Source organism: Actinomadura syzygii (genome assembly GCF_008085905.1).
Classification (GTDB): domain Bacteria; phylum Actinomycetota; class Actinomycetes; order Streptosporangiales; family Streptosporangiaceae; genus Spirillospora; species Spirillospora syzygii.
This window is the reverse complement of the sequence record NZ_VSFF01000008.1, coordinates 1-19,085: the sequence shown is the minus strand read 5'-3', so window position 1 is coordinate 19,085 and position 19,085 is coordinate 1. Positions and strand designations below refer to the sequence as shown.

The 19,085-nt window shown below is 73.2% G+C and carries 17 protein-coding genes, 1 rRNA gene and 1 pseudogene; 11 read left to right on the top strand and 8 right to left on the bottom strand.

The features are described from left to right. Positions 1-47 precede the first annotated feature (47 nt). A complete protein-coding gene (locus FXF65_RS20595) occupies positions 48-1,322 on the bottom strand; it encodes an MFS transporter (RefSeq protein ID WP_148352049.1) in 1,275 nt (424 codons plus the stop codon). A gap of 517 nt (positions 1,323-1,839) precedes the next feature. After that, complete coding sequence (locus FXF65_RS20590; protein ID WP_148351632.1) at positions 1,840-2,310, bottom strand: MarR family transcriptional regulator; 471 nt, start codon at positions 2,308-2,310, stop codon at positions 1,840-1,842. A gap of 222 nt (positions 2,311-2,532) precedes the next feature. On the opposite strand from FXF65_RS20590, the gene FXF65_RS20585 reads away from it, so the two are divergent. Beyond that, a complete protein-coding gene (locus FXF65_RS20585; protein WP_148351631.1) occupies positions 2,533-2,790 on the top strand; it encodes a DUF2530 domain-containing protein in 258 nt (85 codons plus the stop codon). A gap of 10 nt (positions 2,791-2,800) precedes the next feature. Here FXF65_RS20585 and FXF65_RS20580 read toward each other — a convergent pair whose 3' ends face one another. Together FXF65_RS20580 and FXF65_RS20575 are read right to left on the bottom strand one after the other, a co-directional pair. Next, entirely contained in the window at positions 2,801-5,773 is a 2,973-nt protein-coding gene (locus FXF65_RS20580; protein ID WP_148351630.1) for a sacsin N-terminal ATP-binding-like domain-containing protein, read from the bottom strand. A gap of 2 nt (positions 5,774-5,775) precedes the next feature. Then, the gene (locus FXF65_RS20575) at positions 5,776-6,654 is read right to left on the bottom strand and encodes a DUF3027 domain-containing protein (RefSeq protein WP_246199012.1); all 879 of its coding nucleotides are present in this window, start codon (positions 6,652-6,654) and stop codon (positions 5,776-5,778) included. A 208-nt stretch (positions 6,655-6,862) separates the two neighbouring features. Between FXF65_RS20575 and FXF65_RS20570 the strand changes: the two genes are divergently transcribed. Beyond that, entirely contained in the window at positions 6,863-8,323 is a 1,461-nt protein-coding gene (locus FXF65_RS20570; RefSeq protein WP_148351628.1) for an MFS transporter, read from the top strand. Between the two features lie 32 nt (positions 8,324-8,355). Here the strand turns inward: FXF65_RS20570 and FXF65_RS45905 are convergent, their stop codons facing one another. After that, entirely contained in the window at positions 8,356-8,754 is a 399-nt protein-coding gene (locus FXF65_RS45905; protein ID WP_067894983.1) for a cold-shock protein, read from the bottom strand. A 158-nt stretch (positions 8,755-8,912) separates the two neighbouring features. Further along, positions 8,913-9,575 carry an HAD family hydrolase gene (locus FXF65_RS20560; RefSeq protein WP_246198972.1) on the bottom strand — a complete coding sequence of 221 codons (663 nt, stop codon included), beginning with the start codon at positions 9,573-9,575 and terminating at the stop codon, positions 8,913-8,915. A gap of 251 nt (positions 9,576-9,826) precedes the next feature. On the opposite strand from FXF65_RS20560, the gene FXF65_RS20555 reads away from it, so the two are divergent. Then, positions 9,827-10,189 (top strand): hypothetical protein, encoded by a 363-nt coding sequence (locus FXF65_RS20555; protein ID WP_148351627.1) that lies wholly within the window; start codon positions 9,827-9,829, stop codon positions 10,187-10,189. A 13-nt stretch (positions 10,190-10,202) separates the two neighbouring features. Here FXF65_RS20555 and FXF65_RS20550 read toward each other — a convergent pair whose 3' ends face one another. Next, positions 10,203-10,685: a GNAT family N-acetyltransferase gene (locus FXF65_RS20550; RefSeq protein WP_246198971.1), complete on the bottom strand. Its 483-nt coding sequence runs from the start codon at positions 10,683-10,685 to the stop codon at positions 10,203-10,205. Positions 10,686-10,852: 167 nt separating this feature from the next. Between FXF65_RS20550 and FXF65_RS20545 the strand changes: the two genes are divergently transcribed. From FXF65_RS20545 to FXF65_RS20510, 8 genes and pseudogenes are all read left to right on the top strand, one after another. Beyond that, a complete protein-coding gene (locus tag FXF65_RS20545) occupies positions 10,853-11,506 on the top strand; it encodes a TetR/AcrR family transcriptional regulator (RefSeq protein WP_187412420.1) in 654 nt (217 codons plus the stop codon). Between the two features lie 117 nt (positions 11,507-11,623). Then, positions 11,624-14,005, top strand: a complete 2,382-nt coding sequence (locus tag FXF65_RS20540) for a helicase-associated domain-containing protein (RefSeq protein ID WP_148351626.1) — start codon at positions 11,624-11,626, stop codon at positions 14,003-14,005. Positions 14,006-14,112: 107 nt separating this feature from the next. Beyond that, positions 14,113-14,532, top strand: coding sequence for a hypothetical protein (locus FXF65_RS20535; RefSeq protein ID WP_148351625.1), 420 nt, complete (start codon positions 14,113-14,115; stop codon positions 14,530-14,532). Between the two features lie 117 nt (positions 14,533-14,649). Next, the gene (locus FXF65_RS20530) at positions 14,650-15,099 is read left to right on the top strand and encodes a hypothetical protein (protein ID WP_148351624.1); all 450 of its coding nucleotides are present in this window, start codon (positions 14,650-14,652) and stop codon (positions 15,097-15,099) included. Positions 15,100-15,199: 100 nt separating this feature from the next. Continuing rightward, positions 15,200-15,643 carry a hypothetical protein gene (locus tag FXF65_RS20525; protein WP_148351623.1) on the top strand — a complete coding sequence of 148 codons (444 nt, stop codon included), beginning with the start codon at positions 15,200-15,202 and terminating at the stop codon, positions 15,641-15,643. 171 nt (positions 15,644-15,814) lie between these two features. After that, positions 15,815-17,467 (top strand): DNA repair helicase XPB, encoded by a 1,653-nt coding sequence (locus FXF65_RS20520; protein ID WP_148351622.1) that lies wholly within the window; start codon positions 15,815-15,817, stop codon positions 17,465-17,467. 73 nt (positions 17,468-17,540) lie between these two features. Then, a pseudogene (locus tag FXF65_RS20515) lies at positions 17,541-18,116 on the top strand (RNA polymerase sigma factor); the annotation flags it as partial. Beyond that, complete coding sequence (locus FXF65_RS20510; protein WP_148351620.1) at positions 18,113-18,892, top strand: hypothetical protein; 780 nt, start codon at positions 18,113-18,115, stop codon at positions 18,890-18,892. The pseudogene FXF65_RS20515 and the gene FXF65_RS20510, both read left to right, overlap by 4 nt. Before the next feature lie 68 nt (positions 18,893-18,960). Here the strand turns inward: FXF65_RS20510 and rrf are convergent. Next, a 5S ribosomal RNA gene (rrf, locus tag FXF65_RS20505) occupies positions 18,961-19,077 on the bottom strand. Positions 19,078-19,085 lie beyond the last annotated feature (8 nt).

Here is a 19,085-nt window from a genome sequence, read left to right as displayed (position 1 = left end):
CGTCCGGAGGGCCACCTGGTCAGCATTTCAGCAGATGGCACCCGTTGTCACGCGGAACCGGCCTCCCGCGAGGCGGAACCGGCGGACGGCGGGCCCGGCCGCCGCCGGACCCGCGCGAGCGCCGGGCCGACCGACCCGCGCGGCAGGGCCATCACGCCGACGGCGATCGCCGCGAGGGCGGAGATCAGCCCGCCGAGCACGAGGCCCGTCCGGGCGCCGAACTCCTCGGCCATCCAGCCGATCGCGGGCGCGCCGATCGGGTTCGACCCGAGGAACACGAGCATGTAGAGCGCCATGACGCGGCCCCGCATCTCCGGCGCCACGCCGAGCTGCATGGTCGCGTTCGCCGCCGTCATGATCGACATCATCGCGATCCCGGTGGGCACGAGCAGGATCACGAACGTCCAGTACGTCGGCATCAGGCCGGTCACGACCTCCAGCACGCTGAACAGCAGGCCCATCGCGACCAGCATCCGCAGCCGCGGCCTCGCCACCCGGCGCGCCGCGAGCAGCGCGCCGCTCAGCGCGCCGAGCGCCAGCATGCTGGACGCGACGCCGAACGCCGCCGAGTCGGTGTGGAACGTCTCCTTGGCGACGAGCGCGACGGTCGTGGCGAAGTTCATGCCGAACATGGCGAGGAACCCGATGAGGATCAGCACCAGCATCAGGTCGCGCCGCCCGCGGACGTAGCTGAGCCCCTCGCGGAGCTGCCCCTTGGCGCGCTTGACCGGGGGCGCGGAGCTCAGCTCCTCCGGCCGCATCGCGTACAGGCCGAACAGGACTGCCCCGAACGACGCGGCGTTCACCAGGAACACCGGGCCCGTCCCGATCAGCGCGATCAGCACGCCCGCGACGGCGGGGCCGAGCAGCCTGGCGCCGTTGAAGGTGGCGCTGTTCAGCGCGATCGCGTTCGGCAGGTCGCGCTTGCCGACCATCTCGACCACGAACGACTGGCGGGCCGGGTTGTCGACGACGGTCGCGAGGCCGAGCCCGAACGCGAGCACGTACACGTGCCACACCTGCGCGGCGCCGGTGATCGCGAGCAGGCCGAGGATGAGCGCGAGCACGCCCATCGCCACCTGCGTCAGCACGAGGATGCGGCGCTTCGGGTAGCGGTCGGCGATGACGCCGCCCCACAGGCCGAACAGCAGCATCGGCAGGAACTGGAGGCCGGTGGTGATGCCGAGCGCGGTGCCGCTGCCGTGCGCGAGTTCGAGGACGAGCCAGTCCTGCGCGACGCGCTGCATCCACGTCCCGGTGTTCGAGACGACCTGCCCGGCCGCGTACAGCCGGTAGTTGCGGACGCGCAGGGAGCGGAACATGCCGCCGGTCTTCGGCTCTTCGGCGGCGTCGTCGTCCAGCGGCCCGGGAGCGCGGGCCTCCGGCTCAAGGACTTCCGATCCCAGGGCGTTCGACTCCAGAGTCTCCGGGTCCAGGGTCTCCGGGTCCAGAGCGTTCGGCGGCACGGGGGTTTCCGGCTCGGGGGTCTCCGGCGGCTTCGGTGCTTGGAGCGATCCAAGCCGCTCGACGGACGCCTTCGCGCGGACGGGTTCGTCCGCGTGCGAGGGCGGCCCGCAGGGCTTCGCGGCGTGCCGCCCCGGCGGGTGCGCGGCCGGACGGTGCCGCACCCGCGCCCCGGAGCCGAGCGAGGACGAGAGGGGGAGGGAGGCGGGGAGCGCCGCGGACCGGCCGGTGCGCGCCGGCATCCGCCCGCGGGACCCGCGCGGCGCGGCCCCCTCGGGCTCGTCGAGGCTTTCGTTAGCAGAAGTCATTAACCCTGCTAACAATAATCAGGGCGCGGTCATTCCGGCAAGCGCGCCCTTTTCGATCGGGTTTCGATCAGGAGCGGCTGAGCTTGTCGATGATCGGCGCGGCGCGGCGCAGGATCCGCCGCTCCTCCTCCGTCAGCTCGGTGAGCCGCCTGGCCAGCCACGCCTCCTTGCGCCGCCGCTCGTCCGACAGCAGGGCGGCGCCCGCCTCGGTCGCGTTCAGCACGACCTGGCGGCCGTCCGTCGGATGCGGGCTGCGCGCGACGAGGCCCCGCTCCTCCAGGAACGCGATGACCCGCGTCATCGACGGCGGCTGCACCTTCTCGTGGTCGGCGAGCTCGCGCGGCGTCATCGACCCGTGCCGTTCGATCGCGGCCAGCGCGGCGAACTGCGTGAGCGACAACGGGCTCCGCGCGGCGTCGCCGCTCGTCGGGCTGCGCAGCGTGCGCAGCCTGCGGGACAGCCGTGCGATCGAGATGCGCAGCTCCTCGGCCAGTCCCGGCTGGGAGGTCGCGCGGTCCCGGGTCGGTGGCGTTGTCATGGTCATCGGTCTCCTGTGCCGCCGTCGTGGACGCCGGAGGTCACCGGCGCCCGCCCGCCAGGGCGGTCTCGGGAGGGCAGAGGTCGCGTCGCCCTCCCCTTACAAGCATGTCCGCAACCGGGTCGGGTTGCGACAGCGGGCCGCCCGCCTTCCCAGGTCGCGCGTGCCGCGCGCCGCCCGGCCGGGGCCGCGCGGCACGACCGCACCGCGTAGCCTGATCGCATGACCCGACCGCGCCGTCCCGACCCGCCCCCGATGCGGACCAACGACGTCCGCATCGCGGCCGCGGGGACCGCCGCCTGGACGGTGGCGTTCGTCGTGCTGCTCATCGTCGGCCTGCCGTCCGAGGATCGCTGGTGGCTGTGGGTGTGCGTCACGGGTGCCGCGAGCGGCTTGTTCGGGGTCTGGTACGTCCCGCGGCTCCAGTCCCGCCGGGCGGGCCAGGAGGCGGCGCGAGCGGCGAGGCGGGAGTCCGGCTGAGACTCCCCGGCTAAGCCTCCAGTTCCGCTTCGGCCAGCAGGAACGGCAGCCTCTCCGGGTCACGCAGGACCGCTTCAATGGTATGCCGCTCAGACCACTTTCCGGTGGACCAGGCCAGGGCTCGGGCGAGCCCGGCCGCGTCCCCCGCGTGGATCTCGCCGTCTCTCGTCCACCACGGGACGTCCTGGCCGTCCACGATGAGGCGTTCGTGCGCGAGGTAGTGGGCGGGCACGTCGGGCAGGACGGCGCGCACCACGTCCGGGACAGGACGCTTTTCGCCCTCGCTCTGCACGTCCCCCGCGATCTCGTCACCGGCCAGGGGCAGTTCGAGGAGTTCGGCCAAGTGGACGTCCCGGCCTTGGGCGGCGATGACGAGCGGCTGCCCTTGGAGGAGCGGCAGGACGTCCGGACCGTCGAGGACGAGGGCGTCGTCGGCGTCCACGACCTCGACCTCGCCATCCACTACCGCGCGCACGTGGGCGGGTGGCTCGACGTCCGGGTCGGCGGTGTCGGCCAGGGCCGTCCAGAGGCCGACCAGTTGCGAGCGGGTCACGAGCCGCGAAGGGTCACCGAGCCGGTCGAGCAGTTCTTGGGCTCCGCCGGGTTCGTCCAGCAGATCGGCCAGTGACGTACGGACGCCCAGGGCGAGGAGCAACCGTTCGTCGAATCCGTCTGGGGCGATGTCGTAGAGACCGGACAGGGTGTCGTCGCCAGGAAGCCTGAACTCGCCCGGCCTGCGTCCGTCCAGTACCGGACGGCGGCTCAGCCACCACGCCGTGTACGACGGGACGGAAACGCGCCGCCCGTTGTGCAGGGTCACATGGGCGGGATCGACGATCGCGGCCCGCCATGGCGCTCCGGCGAGGACGCGCAGTGCGGCGGACCAGTCGTCCACGAGTTCCAGGTCGCGGACGGCCGCGAACTCCGGGACGAGCGGCGGCAGCTCCTGCGGGCCCACGCGCCGTAGCGTTTCGTCCGCCCAGAGGTCTTCGTCGTCCAGGTCCAGGGTCTCGGCCTCGTCGGCGAGCCCGGTGAGGTTCACGTCCTCGGCCTTGGCCAGGGCGAACCCGTCCAGGACGCCGACCGCCACGAGCGTCTCCGCACCCCACCGCTCAAGCGGTTCGGGCGCGACGACGCCGAACGGCGCGTCCTCGGCCATGAGCTCACGCAACGGGCTGTGCGGCAGGAGGAGTTCACCGGCGGGATACAGATCTCCGTCGTCGCCGGGCAGGGCCAGCTCCGCGAGCCACGGCTCCTCCCCCGGCTCGATCAGCGCGGACGCGACCAGACCCAGGACGGCTTCAGCGACGACGTCGGGATCGTCCGCGTCGAACGACTCCTCGACGGCCGCGCGCACCGCGGCGTCGGCGAGGACGGCGCGCGGCCCCGCCTCGACCGCGCCCAGCCGGGTCAGCAGCGGATGCACCGCCTCGGGGTGGACGAACCGCAGCCCGAGCACGTCCAGGCCCGCCGGATCGACCTCGTCCGCGATCAGCAGTCCGCGCGGGCCGCGGACGGTCCGGCCCGCCGCGCCCGCCAGGGGCACCGGAAGAGCGCCCAGAGCGTCTGTCGCGGCTCCGGCGAGCGCCTCGTACACCCGGTGCCACCACGCCGGTTCGCGGTCCACAGCGGCCAGCTCGTCGACGACGTCGGCCAGTTCGACGCGGCGCACCCCGAGCGCGGCGAGCGCGGGGCTCCGCGCGGGCCACTCCGGCGGCAGCAGCCCGCCCACCACGCCGTCGCGCAGGACCTCGATGAAGGCGGGCGGCGCGTCCACGGCGACCGCGTCGCGGCCGCGCGTGCGGTCGGGCAGCAGCGGCGCCTCGGGCAGGCGTTCGAGGACGCCGCGCCGGACGCGGGCGTCCAGCTCCCCCGCCCCGATCGGCCCCGGCACGAGCCGGAGCACCTGCGGCGAAGCGGGAAGGTCGGCCAACAGCCGCACATAGGTCTCGGCCGCCCGCTCGATGAGGAAATCCGTCAGCGGACCGGGCGCGACATGGCGCCGGTCGGGCGCGAGCGGGAACGACGCGAGGAGCAGCGCGGGCAGGTCCAGGCGTTCGTCGCTGGGCGTGGGAGCATGCACGACGCCGGGCACGCCCTCGGGGAGGCCGTCCTCGGGTAGCGTCCACCGGACCTGCCAGAACGGCCGCGCCCGTTCCTCCACCGGACGGTCTTCCAAGAGCGCGGCCGGAGTTTCGCCGTGTTCCTCGACCGTCCGCCACACGGCCCCGTTGATGACCACTTCGCCGGACGGGCGATGCTCGGCGGTCAGCTCGCGCACGTCCCCGTCGACGTCGATCTCGACGCTCTCCAGGGCGGGCAGGGCCAGCATCAGCGCCGCGTCGATCTGCCCCAGCTGCTCCCGGACGGCCTCGACCGTGTCCGCGCGCAACGGGAGACGCACCACCGTGTCGAACCCGCCTGGGATCTCCGGCGGCCCGTCCAGGGCGAACGGCAGCCGGAGCAGCGGCACGTGCCCGCTCCTCCGCTCCAACTCCCCCGAAAGGGCGGGTTCTGCGTCCACCAACTCCTGGGCCCGCTGACGCGACCAGAACACGCCGCCCGTCCCGGACGCGATGGCGGGCTCGTCCGAAACAGCCACAACGGCGGCGAAGCCCACGCCGAACCGTCCGACCGCACCGGCGTCGTCGCGTTTCGCGGAGGCGCGCAGGGTCGACAGCGCCTCCACACCTGCGGCGTCCAGCGACGACCCCGTGTTCGCGGCCGTCAGCACGGAACCCCGCAGCGTCAGGCGCAGGCGGCCGGGGACACCGGCACGCGAGGCCGCGTCGGCGGCGTTCTGCGCCAGCTCGACCACCACGCGGTCGCGGTAGCCGCCGAGGGCGTGGTCCTCCTCGGCGTTGGCGTCCTCGCGGAACCGGGCGGGCGACTCGCCCCACGCGCGCAGCACCCGGGCGCGCAGCGCGCGAGTCCCGAACGCGTCGTTGGTCCCGGACGCTTCGTCGGTCCCGAAGGCGTCCATGCTCAGCTGTGGCCGAGGGCCTCGTCGTCCAGCGGCGCGGCATCGTCCACGGCGGCGTCCGCGGCGGCCTCCTCGGCCGGGCTCGCGGCGACGACCTCGTACCCCAGCTCGTCGATCACCGGCGGGCTGTGCTCGGACACCGCCGGGATCGACACGGCCTCCGAATGCGCCCCGCACCCGTGGTCGGCGGACACGACCCGCCCGTCGTCGGGCGCGTACTCGTTCGCGCACACCCCGAACACCTGCCGCAGCTCGCCCGCCAGCGCCACGAAGAACCCGCAGGTCGAGCACTGCGCCGGAGCGGAGGCGGCGATCGGGGCGCGCGGCCCGCCGACGCCGTCGTACCAGCGCTCGGCCGCCTCGTCCCGGCCCTCCCTGGACAGCACCCGGACGCGGCCGAGCCCGAACTCCCAGTCGGCCTGCCGATCGCCCGAGTCGTCGACCTCGGTGAAGCCGGGCGCGAGCCGGACGTCGTCCGGCGCGGTCGGCAGCAGGTCGCCGGGCCCGAGGTCGCCGGGACGCAGCCGCTCAAGCCACGGCACCCACGGCGGCGCGAGCAGCGCGTCGTCGCCCGGCAGCAGCACGCACTCGCTGACCGTGACGTTCTTGGCGCGGGACGCCCGCGTCACCGTGACCGCCCACCGCCACCCCTCGTACGCCGGATCGAGGGACTCGAAGTAGTGCGTGACCACGCGATCGCCTTCGGCGCGCAGGCCGAGGTGCTCGCCGACCTGACCGGGACTCGCCGTCTCCGCCGCGGCCTCGCGGGCGGTGTCGACGGCCTCGGCGCAGGCGGCGTCGACGGCGGGCGTGCGGGTCCGCCGGGCGGGCCCTGAGGTGGTGCGCGCGGCCGCGGACGGCGCGGGGCTGGTCTGACGCAATGGGCTCACATGTCGATTCTCGCCCATGGAACGACGTGTCCGGGCACCCCGCCCGTCCCTAACGTGAAAACCCCCACCGCCGGAACGGAGGTGAGCCCGCATCGCCGTGGGGAACGTAGTCTCAGTTGGGTCGCCGTATCGGCCGAATCGCTTCGGGGGCGCGCACCTCGGCGAACGGCCCGAACGACCGCAGGGAGAGACAGGGCGCATGGGTGACCGGACACGGCTCGGGCGGGCCGTGCACGCCGCCGCCGGACGATCGGCGCTGCCGCTGCGCGGCGCCCGCTCCGCCGTGCTCGGGACCGGGCGGCTGACCCGCCGGGTCACGCACGCGAACGGCGCCGGGCGCAGCGGCCTCGGCAGCCTCGTCGAGGCGTCCGCGTTCAACGCGGCGGGCGACGCGCTCGTCACCGTCGCGCTCGCGGGCACACTGTTCTTCGGACTGGACGTCAACCAGGCGCGCGGCCAGATCGCGCTCTACCTCGTCGTGACGATGGCGCCGTTCGCGCTGGTCGCGCCGCTGATCGGTCCGGCGCTCGACCGGGCACGGCACGTCCGCCGGTACGCGATCGCCAGCTCGTTCGTGATCCGCGCGCTGCTGTGCTGGGCGATGGCGAGCGCGCTCCCGCACGGCGACCAGGTCACGTTCCTGCCCGCCGCGTTCGGGGTGCTCGTCCTGTCCAAGGCGTTCGGGGTGCTGCGCGCGGCCGTCACGCCGCGCGTGCTGCCCGACCAGATCACGCTCGTCACGGCGAACGCGCGGGCCTCGTTCGCGGGGCTGATCGCCGCGTCGATCACCGCGCCGCTCGGCGCGGGCCTCGCGCTGCTGATCGGCGCCGACTGGGTGCTGCGCATCGGCACGATCGTGTTCCTGCTCGGCGTCGTGTTCACGATGCGGCTGCCGCAGCACGTCGACGTCCCGGAGGCGGAGTGCCCGCCGGACGAGGGCGACGGGTCGGCCGCCACGTGCGCCAAGCGCTGGCGGACGTTCCCCCGCGTCGGCCCCGTCGTCGCGGAGGCGATGCAGGCGAACGCCGTGCTCCGCGCGTTCTCCGGCTTCCTGATCATCTACCTGGCGTTCCTGCTGCGCCAGGAGCGGTTCGACCCGGTGTCCCACAAGGTGGCGCTCGGCCTGCTCGCGGCGTCCGCCGGGGCGGGCGGCCTGATCGGCACGGCGCTCGGCGCGTGGATGAAGGCGCGGGCGCCCCGGTTCATCGTGTCGGCGACGCTCGCGGCCGTCACGGCCGTCGCCGCGGCGAGCGCCGCGTTCTTCGGGCTGTGGGCGGCGCTCGCGGTGGCGACGGCGGCGGGCCTCGGCCAGGTGCTCGGCAAGCTGTCCATGGACGCGGTCGTCCAGCGCGAGATCGGCGAGGAGATGCGCTCCTCCACGTTCGCGGTCTCGGAGACCCTGCACCAGCTCGCCTGGGTGGTCGGCGGGCTGCTCGGGCTCGGCATGTCGATCGTCGCGGACGGCCAGATCGCCCTCGCGGTCGTCTCCGCCGCGCTCGCCGCCTCGTTCGCCTGGCTGCTCACCCGGCAGGCCGGGACGCGCCGCCACGGCGGCCGGGACGGCCGAGAGGGGAACAGAGACAGCAGGGACAGCCGAGAGAGCAGGGACAGCCGCCCGCATCCCACGATCACGGACGCGCACCCGGAGATGCGCACCTGACCGCTACGGGCCGACCGCCACGGGCCCGACCGCTAGGGCGCGGCCAGGTCGTCGGCGACGGCGCGCAGCACGGTCGCGATCTTCTTGGCCTCGGCCGGGGCGGGGTGCTTGCCGCGCCGGTAGGTGTTGGAGATCCCGTCCAGGAGCTTGATCAGGTCTTCGGTGATGACGACCATCTCGTCCGGCTTCTTGCGCCGCTGCTTCGCGATGGTCTTCTCGACCGAGGGGAGCGTCTCCAGGACCCGGACCTGGAGCGCCTGCTGGCCTCTGCGCCCCTCGACCACGCCGAACTCGATGCGCTGCCCCGGCCGGAGCGTCGTGACCCCGCCCGGCAGCGCCGAGGAGTGCACGAAGACCTCACCTCCGTCGTCGCGGGTGAGGAAGCCGAACCCCTTGTCGGAGTCGTACCACTTGACCTTGCCAGTCGGCACCGGAGACCTCGTTCGGTAATCGTCCTGAATCGACCTCAAGATTAGTGCCTCGGCAAGGGGTGGTGTACACACCGGGTTCCCTTACGGGAGGCCCGTAGGCCGCCCGTCTGACGCTATCCCGGCGGTGCTTCGGCGGCACCCGAATATCGCGCCGCAGCTCATGCCCGAGGAGCCCCCGACGGGGACGCGGAGAACCCGCCGAGCCATTCGGGGAACGCCAGCAGATCGGGCAGGACGACGTCCGCTCCGTACGCGGTCAGCGCCGCCGAATCGAACGCTCCGGTCGCGACGCCCACCGCGACGGCGGACGCCGCGCGGGCCGCGTCCACGTCCCCCGTGTGGTCGCCGATGTAGGCGGCGGCGCCGTGCTCGCGCAGGGCGGCGCCCTTGTCCGCGCCGAACAGGCCGCCGACCACCGCGTCGGCCTCGAACCCCAGGTACCGGACGGTCCGCTCGGTGTCGGCCTGGTTCTTGCCGGAGACGACGATGACGCGCCCGCCGCGGGCGCGCACCGCGTCCACCGCCGCGGCCGCGCCGGGCATCGGCAGCGTCGCCGGGATGGCGAGCCCCGGGTAGATCTCCCGGTACAGGTCCACCATCGCGGGCACCCGCTCCGGCGGGAACCAGTAGGCGAGCTCCACCTCCAGCGGAGGCCCGAGCCGCCGCACCACGGCGTCGGTGTCGATGCGGACGCCGGTCTCCGCCGCGATGGCCGCGTACACGGCGCTGATCCCGGCGCGCGTGTCAGCCAAGGTCAGATCGAGGTCGAATCCGAGCGCGAACGCGCCATCGGACGATTCCAGGGTGTCGAGATCGAGCACGTCCACCAGGTTAAGGGGCTGGACACACGCGAAAACCCGCGCTCTCCTGGTAGTGGCGATGCGACGGGATCCGAGTAGGAGAGCGCGGGAACTTTCGCGCGGGAACCGTTCTGTTGTGTCCGGAACCGCTGTCGCCCGGTCCACCGGGAACGGCCGCCCGTGTTGCCGATATACCCGGGCCCCCGACCACAAACCAGGTGACCAGGGAAAACACGGGACTCGAACAAACCACCCCCGGGAAAAGGAACGCGATGACCCGCGTCGACTCGACCAAGGGACAGGACGGCCCGCGGCCGCGCCGTCCGCTGCCCGCCGGGGCGGCCGCCGCCCGCCGCCGGACCGTCGGCGTCCTCGCCACCGCGGTCTCCGTCGCCACCACGCTCGTCGTGGCGATCCTCGCCGTGCACATCGTCTTCGTCGCGTTCGAGGCGAACACCGCGAACGACATCGTCCGGTGGTTCGGCGAGCGGGCGCACGACCTGTGCTGGCAGTTCAAGGACGTCTTCCAGCCGTCCGACCGCAAGCTGGACGTCGCCGTCAACTACGGCCTGGCCTGCCTCGTCTACCTGGTGGGCGGCCGGATCCTGGTCGCCCTGATCCGCCGCCTGGCGTGACGCCGCGCGGGGCTCAGCCGCGGCCCGGGAAGCGGACGCTGTCGAACGGCCACGCCGTCGTGAGCCACTCCCGGACGAAGACCTCCAGCTCCTTCTCCAGGGCGGAGTTCTCCTCGTCGGCGCGGACCCAGAACACGACGACGGCGTCGACCTCGGGTTCGTCGCACGGGGCGACGTGGATGCGGCCGAGCTGGCGCTCCCCGTCCGGCGTGATCACGACGTAGCTGAACGAGCGGCGGAGCTGCCCCTGCTTCTGCAGCCACGCGACGTCGATCAGCGCCTGCTCGAACGTGAACTCGCTGTCCGGCCAGCCCCACTCGGGGCCGAACCGGCCGGCGAGGCGGTCGAGGCTGCCGATCACGGCGCCGTAGTCCTTCACCACGTCGTGCACGGTGATCGGACGGATCTGGAACCGGGGGCCCGCCACCAGCGTGGGCACCACGAAGTCCTCGGGGAGGAAGGCCCCGTCGGCCGCCTTCCGCGGAGACATGAACATCGTCGACCCTTCCGGTGACGCCCCTCCCTGCGACGGGGCGACGTGACGAAGCCTAGTCGCCCCGGCCCCGAAGCGAGACAGATCACGGATTCGGGCGTGCCGCGCGGGACGGGGTGAGCCCCCCTGGTCGAAGATGCCTTACTGTTCTTGCGGAGGAATTCATCACCATGACGACATCTACGCGCGAGCGGATCGTGGTCGAGTCGCTCCGGCTCTTCGCCGACCGGGGCTACGCGGCGACCTCGGTCGCCGAGATCGAGGCGGCCGCCGGTCTCTCGCCGGGCGCGGGGGGCCTCTACCGGCACTTCCGGTCCAAGGAGGAGGTCCTCGCCTCCGCCATCCGCGAGCACATCGAGCGGACGAGCAAGCAGATCAACGACGTCCTCGACCACGCGACCGTCTTCGAGGACCGCCCGCTCGAGATCCGGCTGCGGATGACCTGCCAGGCCGGGCTCGCGAAGATGCGCGAGGAGCAGGACCTCATCCGCGTGCTGTTCCGCGACCTCGACCAGTTCCCGAACCTGGTCGCGGAGATGCGCGAAGGCATCGTCAACCCCCTCTACGACGGCATCGCGACCTGGCTGTCGACGCAGCCGGAGTTCGCGGGCGTCGACGAGGACTGGCCGGCGATCGCGGCGATCCTCGGCGGCGCGGTGGTGAACTACTGGCTCGCGAACGAGTCGATGTACGAGCCGCCGAGCCACATCGACGAGAAGCGGTTCGTGGAGGGCTGGGCCCGGCTCGGCATGGGCCTGCTCCGCGCCCCCGTGGCGGGGACGCCCGTCGAGGAGGCGCCCGTGGAAGGGGCGTCCGCCACCTGACCCGGCGGTTCCGCCGGGCGCGCCCAGCCGTCCCGTAGCAGGTCATCGGTCGGGTGCTCCTACCCTTGAGGGGCCCGGCAGGGCCGACGCGCACGCCACCTAAAGTTGAGGGACGGCATGGAGACGTATGCGGACTGGTTGCGCGCGCGAGGCGACGACGAGCTTCGCGCGCTGCTGTCCGCGCGTCCCGAGCTGCTCGCGCCCGTCCCCGCCGACCTCGCCGCGCTGGCGTCCCGCGCCGCGACGCCCGCCGCCGTGTCCCGCGCGCTCGACCGGCTCGACCGGTTCACGCTCGCCGTGCTTGAGGCGCTGCTCGTCCTGCCGTCGCCGGACGGCCTGCCCGCCGCGCTCGACGCCCCGCCCGGCCGCGTCGACGACGCCCTCGGCACCCTCCGCCGGTTCGGCCTCGCCTGGGGCGACGACCCGCCGGCCCCCGCGCCGGGCGTCCGGCAGAGCCTGCCGCACCCGGCCGGGCTCGGACCGCCCGTCCAGGAGGTCTTCGCCGGGTACTCGCGGGAGCGGCTCGCCGACCTCGTCACCGACCTCGCGGGCGAGGCGCCGCGCGGCTTCGCGGACGCGGCGCGGCTGCTCGGCCGCCTCGCCGAGCTGCTCGCCGACCCCGCCGCGCTGATCGAGGACGCCGGTCCCGAGGCCCGCGCCGCGCTCGACCACCTCACCTGGGGCCCGCCGGTCGGACGGGTCGCGGACGCGCGCCGTCCCGTCCGGATCGGCACCGCCGCCACCCCGATCGAACGGCTCCTCGCCCGCGGCCTCCTCGCCGCCGAGGACGACCGGACCGTCACCGTCCCCCGCGAGGTCGCGCTGCACCTGCGCGGCGGGCGGCTGTTCCGGGACGTCCCCGCCGACCCGCCGCCGCTCACCGCCGCGCCCCGCGACCCGCGTCCCGCCGAGGTCGTCGTGCGGGCCGCGGCGGGCGAGGCGTTCACCGCCGTCCGGCTCACCGAGGAGCTGCTGGAGCGCTGGGGGCTCGACCCGCCGCCGGTGCTGCGCAGCGGCGGCCTCGCCGTCCGCGACCTGCGCGCCGCCGCCGGGCTGCTGGACGTCCCCGAGTGGAAGGCGGGGCTGCTCGTCGAGGTCGCGTACGCGGCCGGGCTGCTCACCCGCTCCGGCGACCTCGACGGCGAATGGCTCCCGACCCCCGCCTACGACCTGTGGCTCATGCGCGACACCGCCGGCCGCTGGACCGAGCTCGCCCGCGGCTGGCTGAAGTCCGACCGCGTCGCCGGGCTCGCCGGGGAGCGCGACGACCGCGACCGGCTGATCAACGCGCTGAGCGAGGCGATGGTCCGCAGCAGCGCGCCCGCGACGCGGCGGGCCGCGCTCGACGTCCTCGCCGAGGCGGGCCGCGGCGTCGTCGTCGGCGAGGACGCGCTCCGCGCCCGCCTCGGCTGGCGCCAGCCGCGCCGCGCCGGGCCCACCCGCGAACGGCTGATCGGCTGGACGCTCCGCGAGGCCGCCGCGCTCGGCCTCACCGGGTTCGGCGAGCTCGTCCCGTTCGCCCGCGACCTGCTCGCCGGGGCCGATGCCGAGCCCGCGCTGGAGAAGCACCTTCCCGCGCCGGTCGACGAGATCGTCATCCAGGCCGACCTGACCGCGATCGCGCCCGGCCCGCTCGTCACCGACCTCGCCCGCGAGCTCGCCCTCGCCGCCGACGTCGAGTCCACCGGCGCGGCCACCGTGTACCGGTTCACGCCCGAGTCCGTCCGCCGCGCCCTCGACGCCGGACGCACCGCCGCCGACCTCACCGCCCTCCTCACCCGGCACTCCGCGACCCCGCTGCCGCAGCCCCTCGCCTACCTGATCGACGACGTCGCGCGGCGGCACGGGCACCTGCGCGTCGGGGCGCTCTCGTCCTACGTGCGGACCGACTCGTCCGCCACGCTCGACGAGATCCTCGCCGACCGGCGCTCGGACCCGCTGCGCCTGTACCGGCTCGCGCCGACCGTGCTCGCGTCCGGGCTGCAACGCGCCGCCCTGCTCGACGGCCTGCGCGCCATGGGCCTCGCCCCGGTCGCCGAGGCACCCGGCGGCGGCGTGATCGTGACCCGGCCGGACGCGCAGCGCGCCGAGCCGCCGCCGACCGCGGAGATCGTCCGGCTGCGGCCGGAGGAGCACACCGACGCCTCGATGATCTCCGCAGCGGTGCGCGCGCTGCGGGCCGGGGACGAGGCCGCCCTGCTCGGCGCCGAGCAGGCCAGGCGGCGCGCGGACGCCGCCCCGTCCGGCGAGCCGCCGCGCTCCCCCTCGATGGCCACCGTCGACCGGCTCCGCGCCGCCGTCGACCGGGGCGGCCGCGTCTGGATCGGCTACCTCGACCAGCAGGGGCAGGCGTCCAGCCGGATCGTGGAGCCGGTCCGCGTCGAGGGCGGGTTCCTCACCGGGTACGACGCGACGCGCGCCGCCGTCCACCGGTTCGCGCTGCACCGCATCACCGGGGTGGCCGAGCTGACCGACGACTCGGCGTCCGACGCTTCTTAGCCCGTCTGGGCGGCGGCGTCCGGTTCCGGACGCGGAGGAACCCTCCGAGCGGACCGGGCGTCCCATCTGTCAGGCGATCGGCGCCGCGCACCGGAGGAGGCCGTCCCGTGAGCGGATACGGCGGAGGCCCGCCCGGCTACGACCCGTACGGCGGCTCCCAGGGCTGGAGCGGCTACGGCGGCCCGTACGGCGGCTCGTACGGCGGCGGGCCCTACGGGCAGCCGCCCGGCTACGGGCCGCCCGGCGTCCCGCCGCGGTCCGGGAGCAACGGCTCCACGATCGCCGCGCTGGTCTGCAACATCGCGGGGGTACTGCTGTGCTGCGGTCTCCTGTCCATCCCGGGCATCGTCACGGCGGCGATCGCGCTGGGCCGCGTCGACACCGATCCGGAGTCCGCGCGGAAGCTGACGCTCTGGAGCTGGGTGCTGTTCGGGCTGTCGGTCGTCCTCGGCATCGCGATCTTCATCATCTACCTCGTGGCGGTCGTGGCGTCCGACCCGAGCTACGACTCGTCCGGCGGGATCTGAGTGCCCACGCCCTGGGGAAGGCGCCGGGAACGCGCCAGGAACCGGCGAACCTCACATACGGTCCACCGCAGGACCGATCGACCGATAGCGTGTCAAGGCGACCGGTGAGGAGGTCCGATGAGCGGGTACGGAGGGCAGCCCCCGTCCTGGGAAGACCCGTACGCCGGGCAGCAGTACGGCGGCCAGCACTACGGGGGTCAGCAGTACGGCGGCCAGCAGCATGGCGGGCCCGGCTACGACCCGTACGGGTACGGCCCGGGATACGGCTACGGGCCTCCCGGCGTGCCGTACGCGACGAGGAGCAACGGCTCCGCCATCGCCGCCCTGGTCTGCTGTTGCGTCGCGGTCGTGCTGTGCTGCAACGTCCTCGCCATCCCCGGGATCATCACCGGCGCGATCGCCGTCGGGCGCGCGTCCACCGACCCCGAGTCGTCGCGGCGGCTGACCATCTGGAGCTGGTCGATCCTCGCCGTGTCCTTCGTGATCGCGATCATCCTGTTCGTGGTGTTCGTGCTCATCGGGGCCGCGTCCGAACCCGACTACGACTCGACCGGCGGCGGCATCTGACCCGGCCGCGGGGAGGGGTACCGGACGGCCCCGCCTACGGTGCGGCATGAACCCATCGACCGGCGGCGCGGCCCCGGCGACCAGGTAGAGGAGGCACCTGATGAGCGGGTACGGAGGGCAGCCGCCGTCCGCTGAAGGGGACCCGTACGGCGGCGCGTACGGCGCGCAACCGCCGCCGGGCGGAGCGGACCCGTACGGCGCGTACGGAGGGCAGCCGCCGGCCGGCGCGTACGGGGCGCAACAGCCGCCCGGCGTGAACCCCTACGGCACGTACGGACCGCCCGGAGTGCCGTCCAAGAGGGTGAGCAGCGGCACCATCACGGCCGCGCTCGTCTGCAACTGCGTCGCGATCGTGCTGTGCTGCAACTTCGTCGCCATCGCCGGAGTCGTCACCGCGCTGAACGCGCAGCGCCGCGCCGACACCGATCCGCGCTCCGCCCGGAACCTGACGATCTGGAGCTGGTCGCTCTTCGCCGCCTCCACGGTCCTCGGGATCATCATCGGCATCGTGTATCTGATCGCCGTCAACTCCGGTTCCGGTTGAGCCCGTCTGACGGGAACCGAAACTCGCCCGCCCGGGAAGACCGGGCGCCTTCCGACCGTTGAACCCCTGAGCCGACGCGCGGTCCCGTCCTGGACGGACCGTTCGCCGCGTGACCTCGGGTACCGTGCACCCGACCCCACCACCACCGATTCCCGACGGGGGCTGCATTCCGTGACCGACGGCCCGCTGATCGTCCAGTCCGACAAGACGCTGCTGCTGGAGGTCGACCACGAGCTGGCCGGCGCCTGCCGCAAGGAGATCGCCCCGTTCGCCGAACTCGAACGGGCGCCCGAACACGTCCACACCTACCGGGTGACGCCGCTCGCGCTCTGGAACGCCCGCGCCGCCGGGCACGACGCCGAGCAGGTCGTCGACACGCTGATCCGGTTCTCCCGGTACCCCGTCCCGCACGCGCTGCTCGTGGACGTCGCCGACACGATGGCCCGGTACGGGCGGCTGCGGCTGGAGAAGGACCCGGTGCACGGCCTCGTCATGTCGTCGTCCGACCGGTCGGTGCTGGAGGAGGTGCTGCGCGCCAAGAAGATCAAGGGGATGATCGGCGCCCGGGTCGGGGACGACGCGGTCGTCGTCCACCCGAGCGAGCGCGGCGCCCTCAAGCAGGCCCTGCTCAAGCTCGGCTGGCCCGCCGAAGACCTCGCCGGGTACGTGGACGGCGAGGCCCACCCGATCGACCTCGCCGAAGACGGCTGGGAACTGCGCTCCTACCAGCGCGACGCCGCCGACGCGTTCTGGCACGGCGGGTCCGGCGTCGTCGTCCTGCCGTGCGGCGCGGGCAAGACCATCGTCGGCGCTACCGCCATGGCGAAGGCGCAGGCGACCACGCTGATCCTCGTCACCAACACCGTGTCGGCCCACCAGTGGAAGCAGGAGCTGCTCCGCCGGACGACCCTCACCGAGGACGAGATCGGCGAGTACACCGGGACGAAGAAGGAGATCCGTCCCGTCACCATCGCCACGTACCAGATCATGACGACGCGCCGGAAAGGCGCCTACGCCCACCTCGAACTCTTCGACGCCCGCGACTGGGGCCTGGTCGTCTACGACGAGGTGCACCTGCTCCCCGCGCCGATCTTCCGCATGACGGCCGACCTTCAGGCCCGCCGCCGCCTCGGCCTCACCGCCACCCTCGTCCGGGAGGACGGACGGGAAGGCGACGTCTTCTCCCTCATCGGCCCGAAACGCTACGACGCCCCTTGGAAGGACATGGAGGCGCAGGGCTGGATCGCACCCGCCGACTGCGTCGAGGTCCGCGTCACCCTCACCGACTCGGAACGGCTCGCGTACGCGACCGCCGAGCCCGAGGAGCGCTACCGGTTCTGCGCCACGACCGACACGAAGACGAAACTCATCCAGGCGCTCGTCGACCGGCACAAGGACGAGCAGACGCTGGTCATCGGCCAGTACATCGACCAGCTCGACGAACTCGGCGTCCTTCTGGACGCGCCCGTCATCAAGGGCGAAACACGGGTGCGCGAACGGGAACGGCTATTCGACGCATTCCGCGCCGGTGAGATCAACGTCCTGGTCGTCTCCAAGGTCGCGAACTTCTCCATCGACCTTCCGGAAGCCTCTGTCGCCGTCCAAGTGTCGGGGGCCTATGGTTCTCGGCAGGAGGAGGCGCAGCGGTTGGGGCGGTTGCTGCGTCCGAAGGCGTCCGGGCACGGCGCCCGTTTCTACGCCGTCGTCGCCCGCGACACCCTCGACCAGGACTACGCCGCCCACCGGCAACGCTTTCTCGCCGAACAGGGTTACGCCTACCGGATCGTGGACGCCGACAGCGTCCTCGCCGGAGAGGACATCTGAATCTCGCACCCGCCTGTAATCCCGAGGAGGAGCCGGACATAAGGAGGCGACATCCGGTCAACTCCTCAAGGAGGCGGGCGTGGGAGATGACGAAGAACACTTCTCAGCCCTTTTCAAACAGCACTATCCAGACGTGGTGCGGTTCTCCGCCCGGCGCACGGACCCCGACCAGGCGCGGGACATCGCGGCGGAGACCTTCCTCGTAGCGTGGCGGCGCTTCCCCGAACTGCCGGACGACCCCGGCGACGTCCTTCCCTGGCTCTATTCGGTCGCCCGCAAGACGATCGCCAACCAGCAGCGCGGTGACCGGCGGAGGTTGCGGCTCGGCGCACGACTCCGGGCCTCGTCCCCGGCCGTCATCTCGTCCGACCACGCGGGCGGCGTCGTGGCGGCCCTGCACATCCGGGACGCCATGGCGAGCCTTTCTCCCCGGGACCAGGAAACGCTGCAACTCGTCAGTTGGGACGGTCTGGACGTGTCCGCCGCGGCCACCGTCGTCGGCTGCACTCCCCGGACTTTCGCGGTGCGGCTGCACCGCGCACGGCGGCGACTCGAACATGCCCTCGCGGGCGGACACGCGGGCGAACAGGCGGGACAGGCATCGCCCCTCAGTCAGCAGGGACTCGAAATGAAAGGGGCGCGCTCATGAACGACGCCACCGAAGTCCAGGACGCGGCCGCCGTGCGGAAACTGCTCGTCGGCACCGACCCCGCCGCCGAACTGCATTTCCCCGCTGACGACGCCGAGGCCCACCGGGCCCTGACCCGCATTCTCGCCACGTCCCGGACGGCTGCGGAGCCGCTTGCGCCCCGCCGCCCGTCACGGCGCCGCCGCCTGGCCGTCACCGCCGGCGTCTTCGTCGCGTTCGGCGCGCTGGCCGCGGGCGCCGACGCCGCCGGTGTGATCCCCACGGGGGTGGTGAACGCGCTGAACACCATGAACGACAGGAACAGCGCCTGGGGCTCCGTCGACACGAGCAAGGCCGAGATGCTCATCTCGGCGGAAGGCCCGTTGGGCATCCGCGCCGAATGGTGGCGCGCGCCGGGAAAGATGGGCGGGAGCTGCGCCTACATTCGCACGGTGCAGCCGGGAGGCGCGGAGGACGGCTCTCTCGAATGCGGCCAGGACGAGGTCATCCCGGGCGCGGACGTCCCGCTCGCGGTCAGGTACGGCCCGCTCGCGGACAACTGGATGGGCGTCATCGGACGAGCCGCGGCGCCCGCCAGCCAGATCAAGGTGAAGTTCAAGGACGGCGACGAGCGCATCGTGAACGTCAAGGCGGATGGGTTCTTCATGCAGATCTTCAACCGCAAGCAGGGGCCTCCCGTGTGGAAGGAGTCCGACTACGAAACCGTCGAGCTGACGGTCCTGGACGCGGCGGGCAAGGTCATCGAGACGACGCGAGTCCAGGAAAGCATCATCTAGGGCGAGTGCGGAGATCACAGAAATGAGGAAGGCCCCGCCGGTGTCGGCGGGGCCTTCCTGCAATAAATGTCCGGCGGTGTCCTACTCTCCCACACAGTCTCCCATGCAGTACCATCGGCGCTGAAGGGCTTAACTTCCGGGTTCGGGATGGGACCGGGTGTTTCCCCTCCGCCAAAACCACCGAACGCCCAAC

Coding starts and splice junctions, on each gene's coding strand:
- FXF65_RS20595 (WP_148352049.1), bottom strand. CDS start 1,322: ATGTTCCGCTCCCTGCGCGTCCGCAACTACCGGCTGTACGCGGCCGGG.
- FXF65_RS20590 (WP_148351632.1), bottom strand. CDS start 2,310: ATGACAACGCCACCGACCCGGGACCGCGCGACCTCCCAGCCGGGACTG.
- FXF65_RS20585 (WP_148351631.1), top strand. CDS start 2,533: ATGACCCGACCGCGCCGTCCCGACCCGCCCCCGATGCGGACCAACGAC.
- FXF65_RS20580 (WP_148351630.1), bottom strand. CDS start 5,773: ATGGACGCCTTCGGGACCGACGAAGCGTCCGGGACCAACGACGCGTTC.
- FXF65_RS20570 (WP_148351628.1), top strand. CDS start 6,863: ATGGGTGACCGGACACGGCTCGGGCGGGCCGTGCACGCCGCCGCCGGA.
- FXF65_RS20555 (WP_148351627.1), top strand. CDS start 9,827: ATGACCCGCGTCGACTCGACCAAGGGACAGGACGGCCCGCGGCCGCGC.
- FXF65_RS20550 (WP_246198971.1), bottom strand. CDS start 10,685: ATGTTCATGTCTCCGCGGAAGGCGGCCGACGGGGCCTTCCTCCCCGAG.
- FXF65_RS20545 (WP_187412420.1), top strand. CDS start 10,853: ATGACGACATCTACGCGCGAGCGGATCGTGGTCGAGTCGCTCCGGCTC.
- FXF65_RS20540 (WP_148351626.1), top strand. CDS start 11,624: ATGGAGACGTATGCGGACTGGTTGCGCGCGCGAGGCGACGACGAGCTT.
- FXF65_RS20530 (WP_148351624.1), top strand. CDS start 14,650: ATGAGCGGGTACGGAGGGCAGCCCCCGTCCTGGGAAGACCCGTACGCC.
- FXF65_RS20525 (WP_148351623.1), top strand. CDS start 15,200: ATGAGCGGGTACGGAGGGCAGCCGCCGTCCGCTGAAGGGGACCCGTAC.
- FXF65_RS20510 (WP_148351620.1), top strand. CDS start 18,113: ATGAACGACGCCACCGAAGTCCAGGACGCGGCCGCCGTGCGGAAACTG.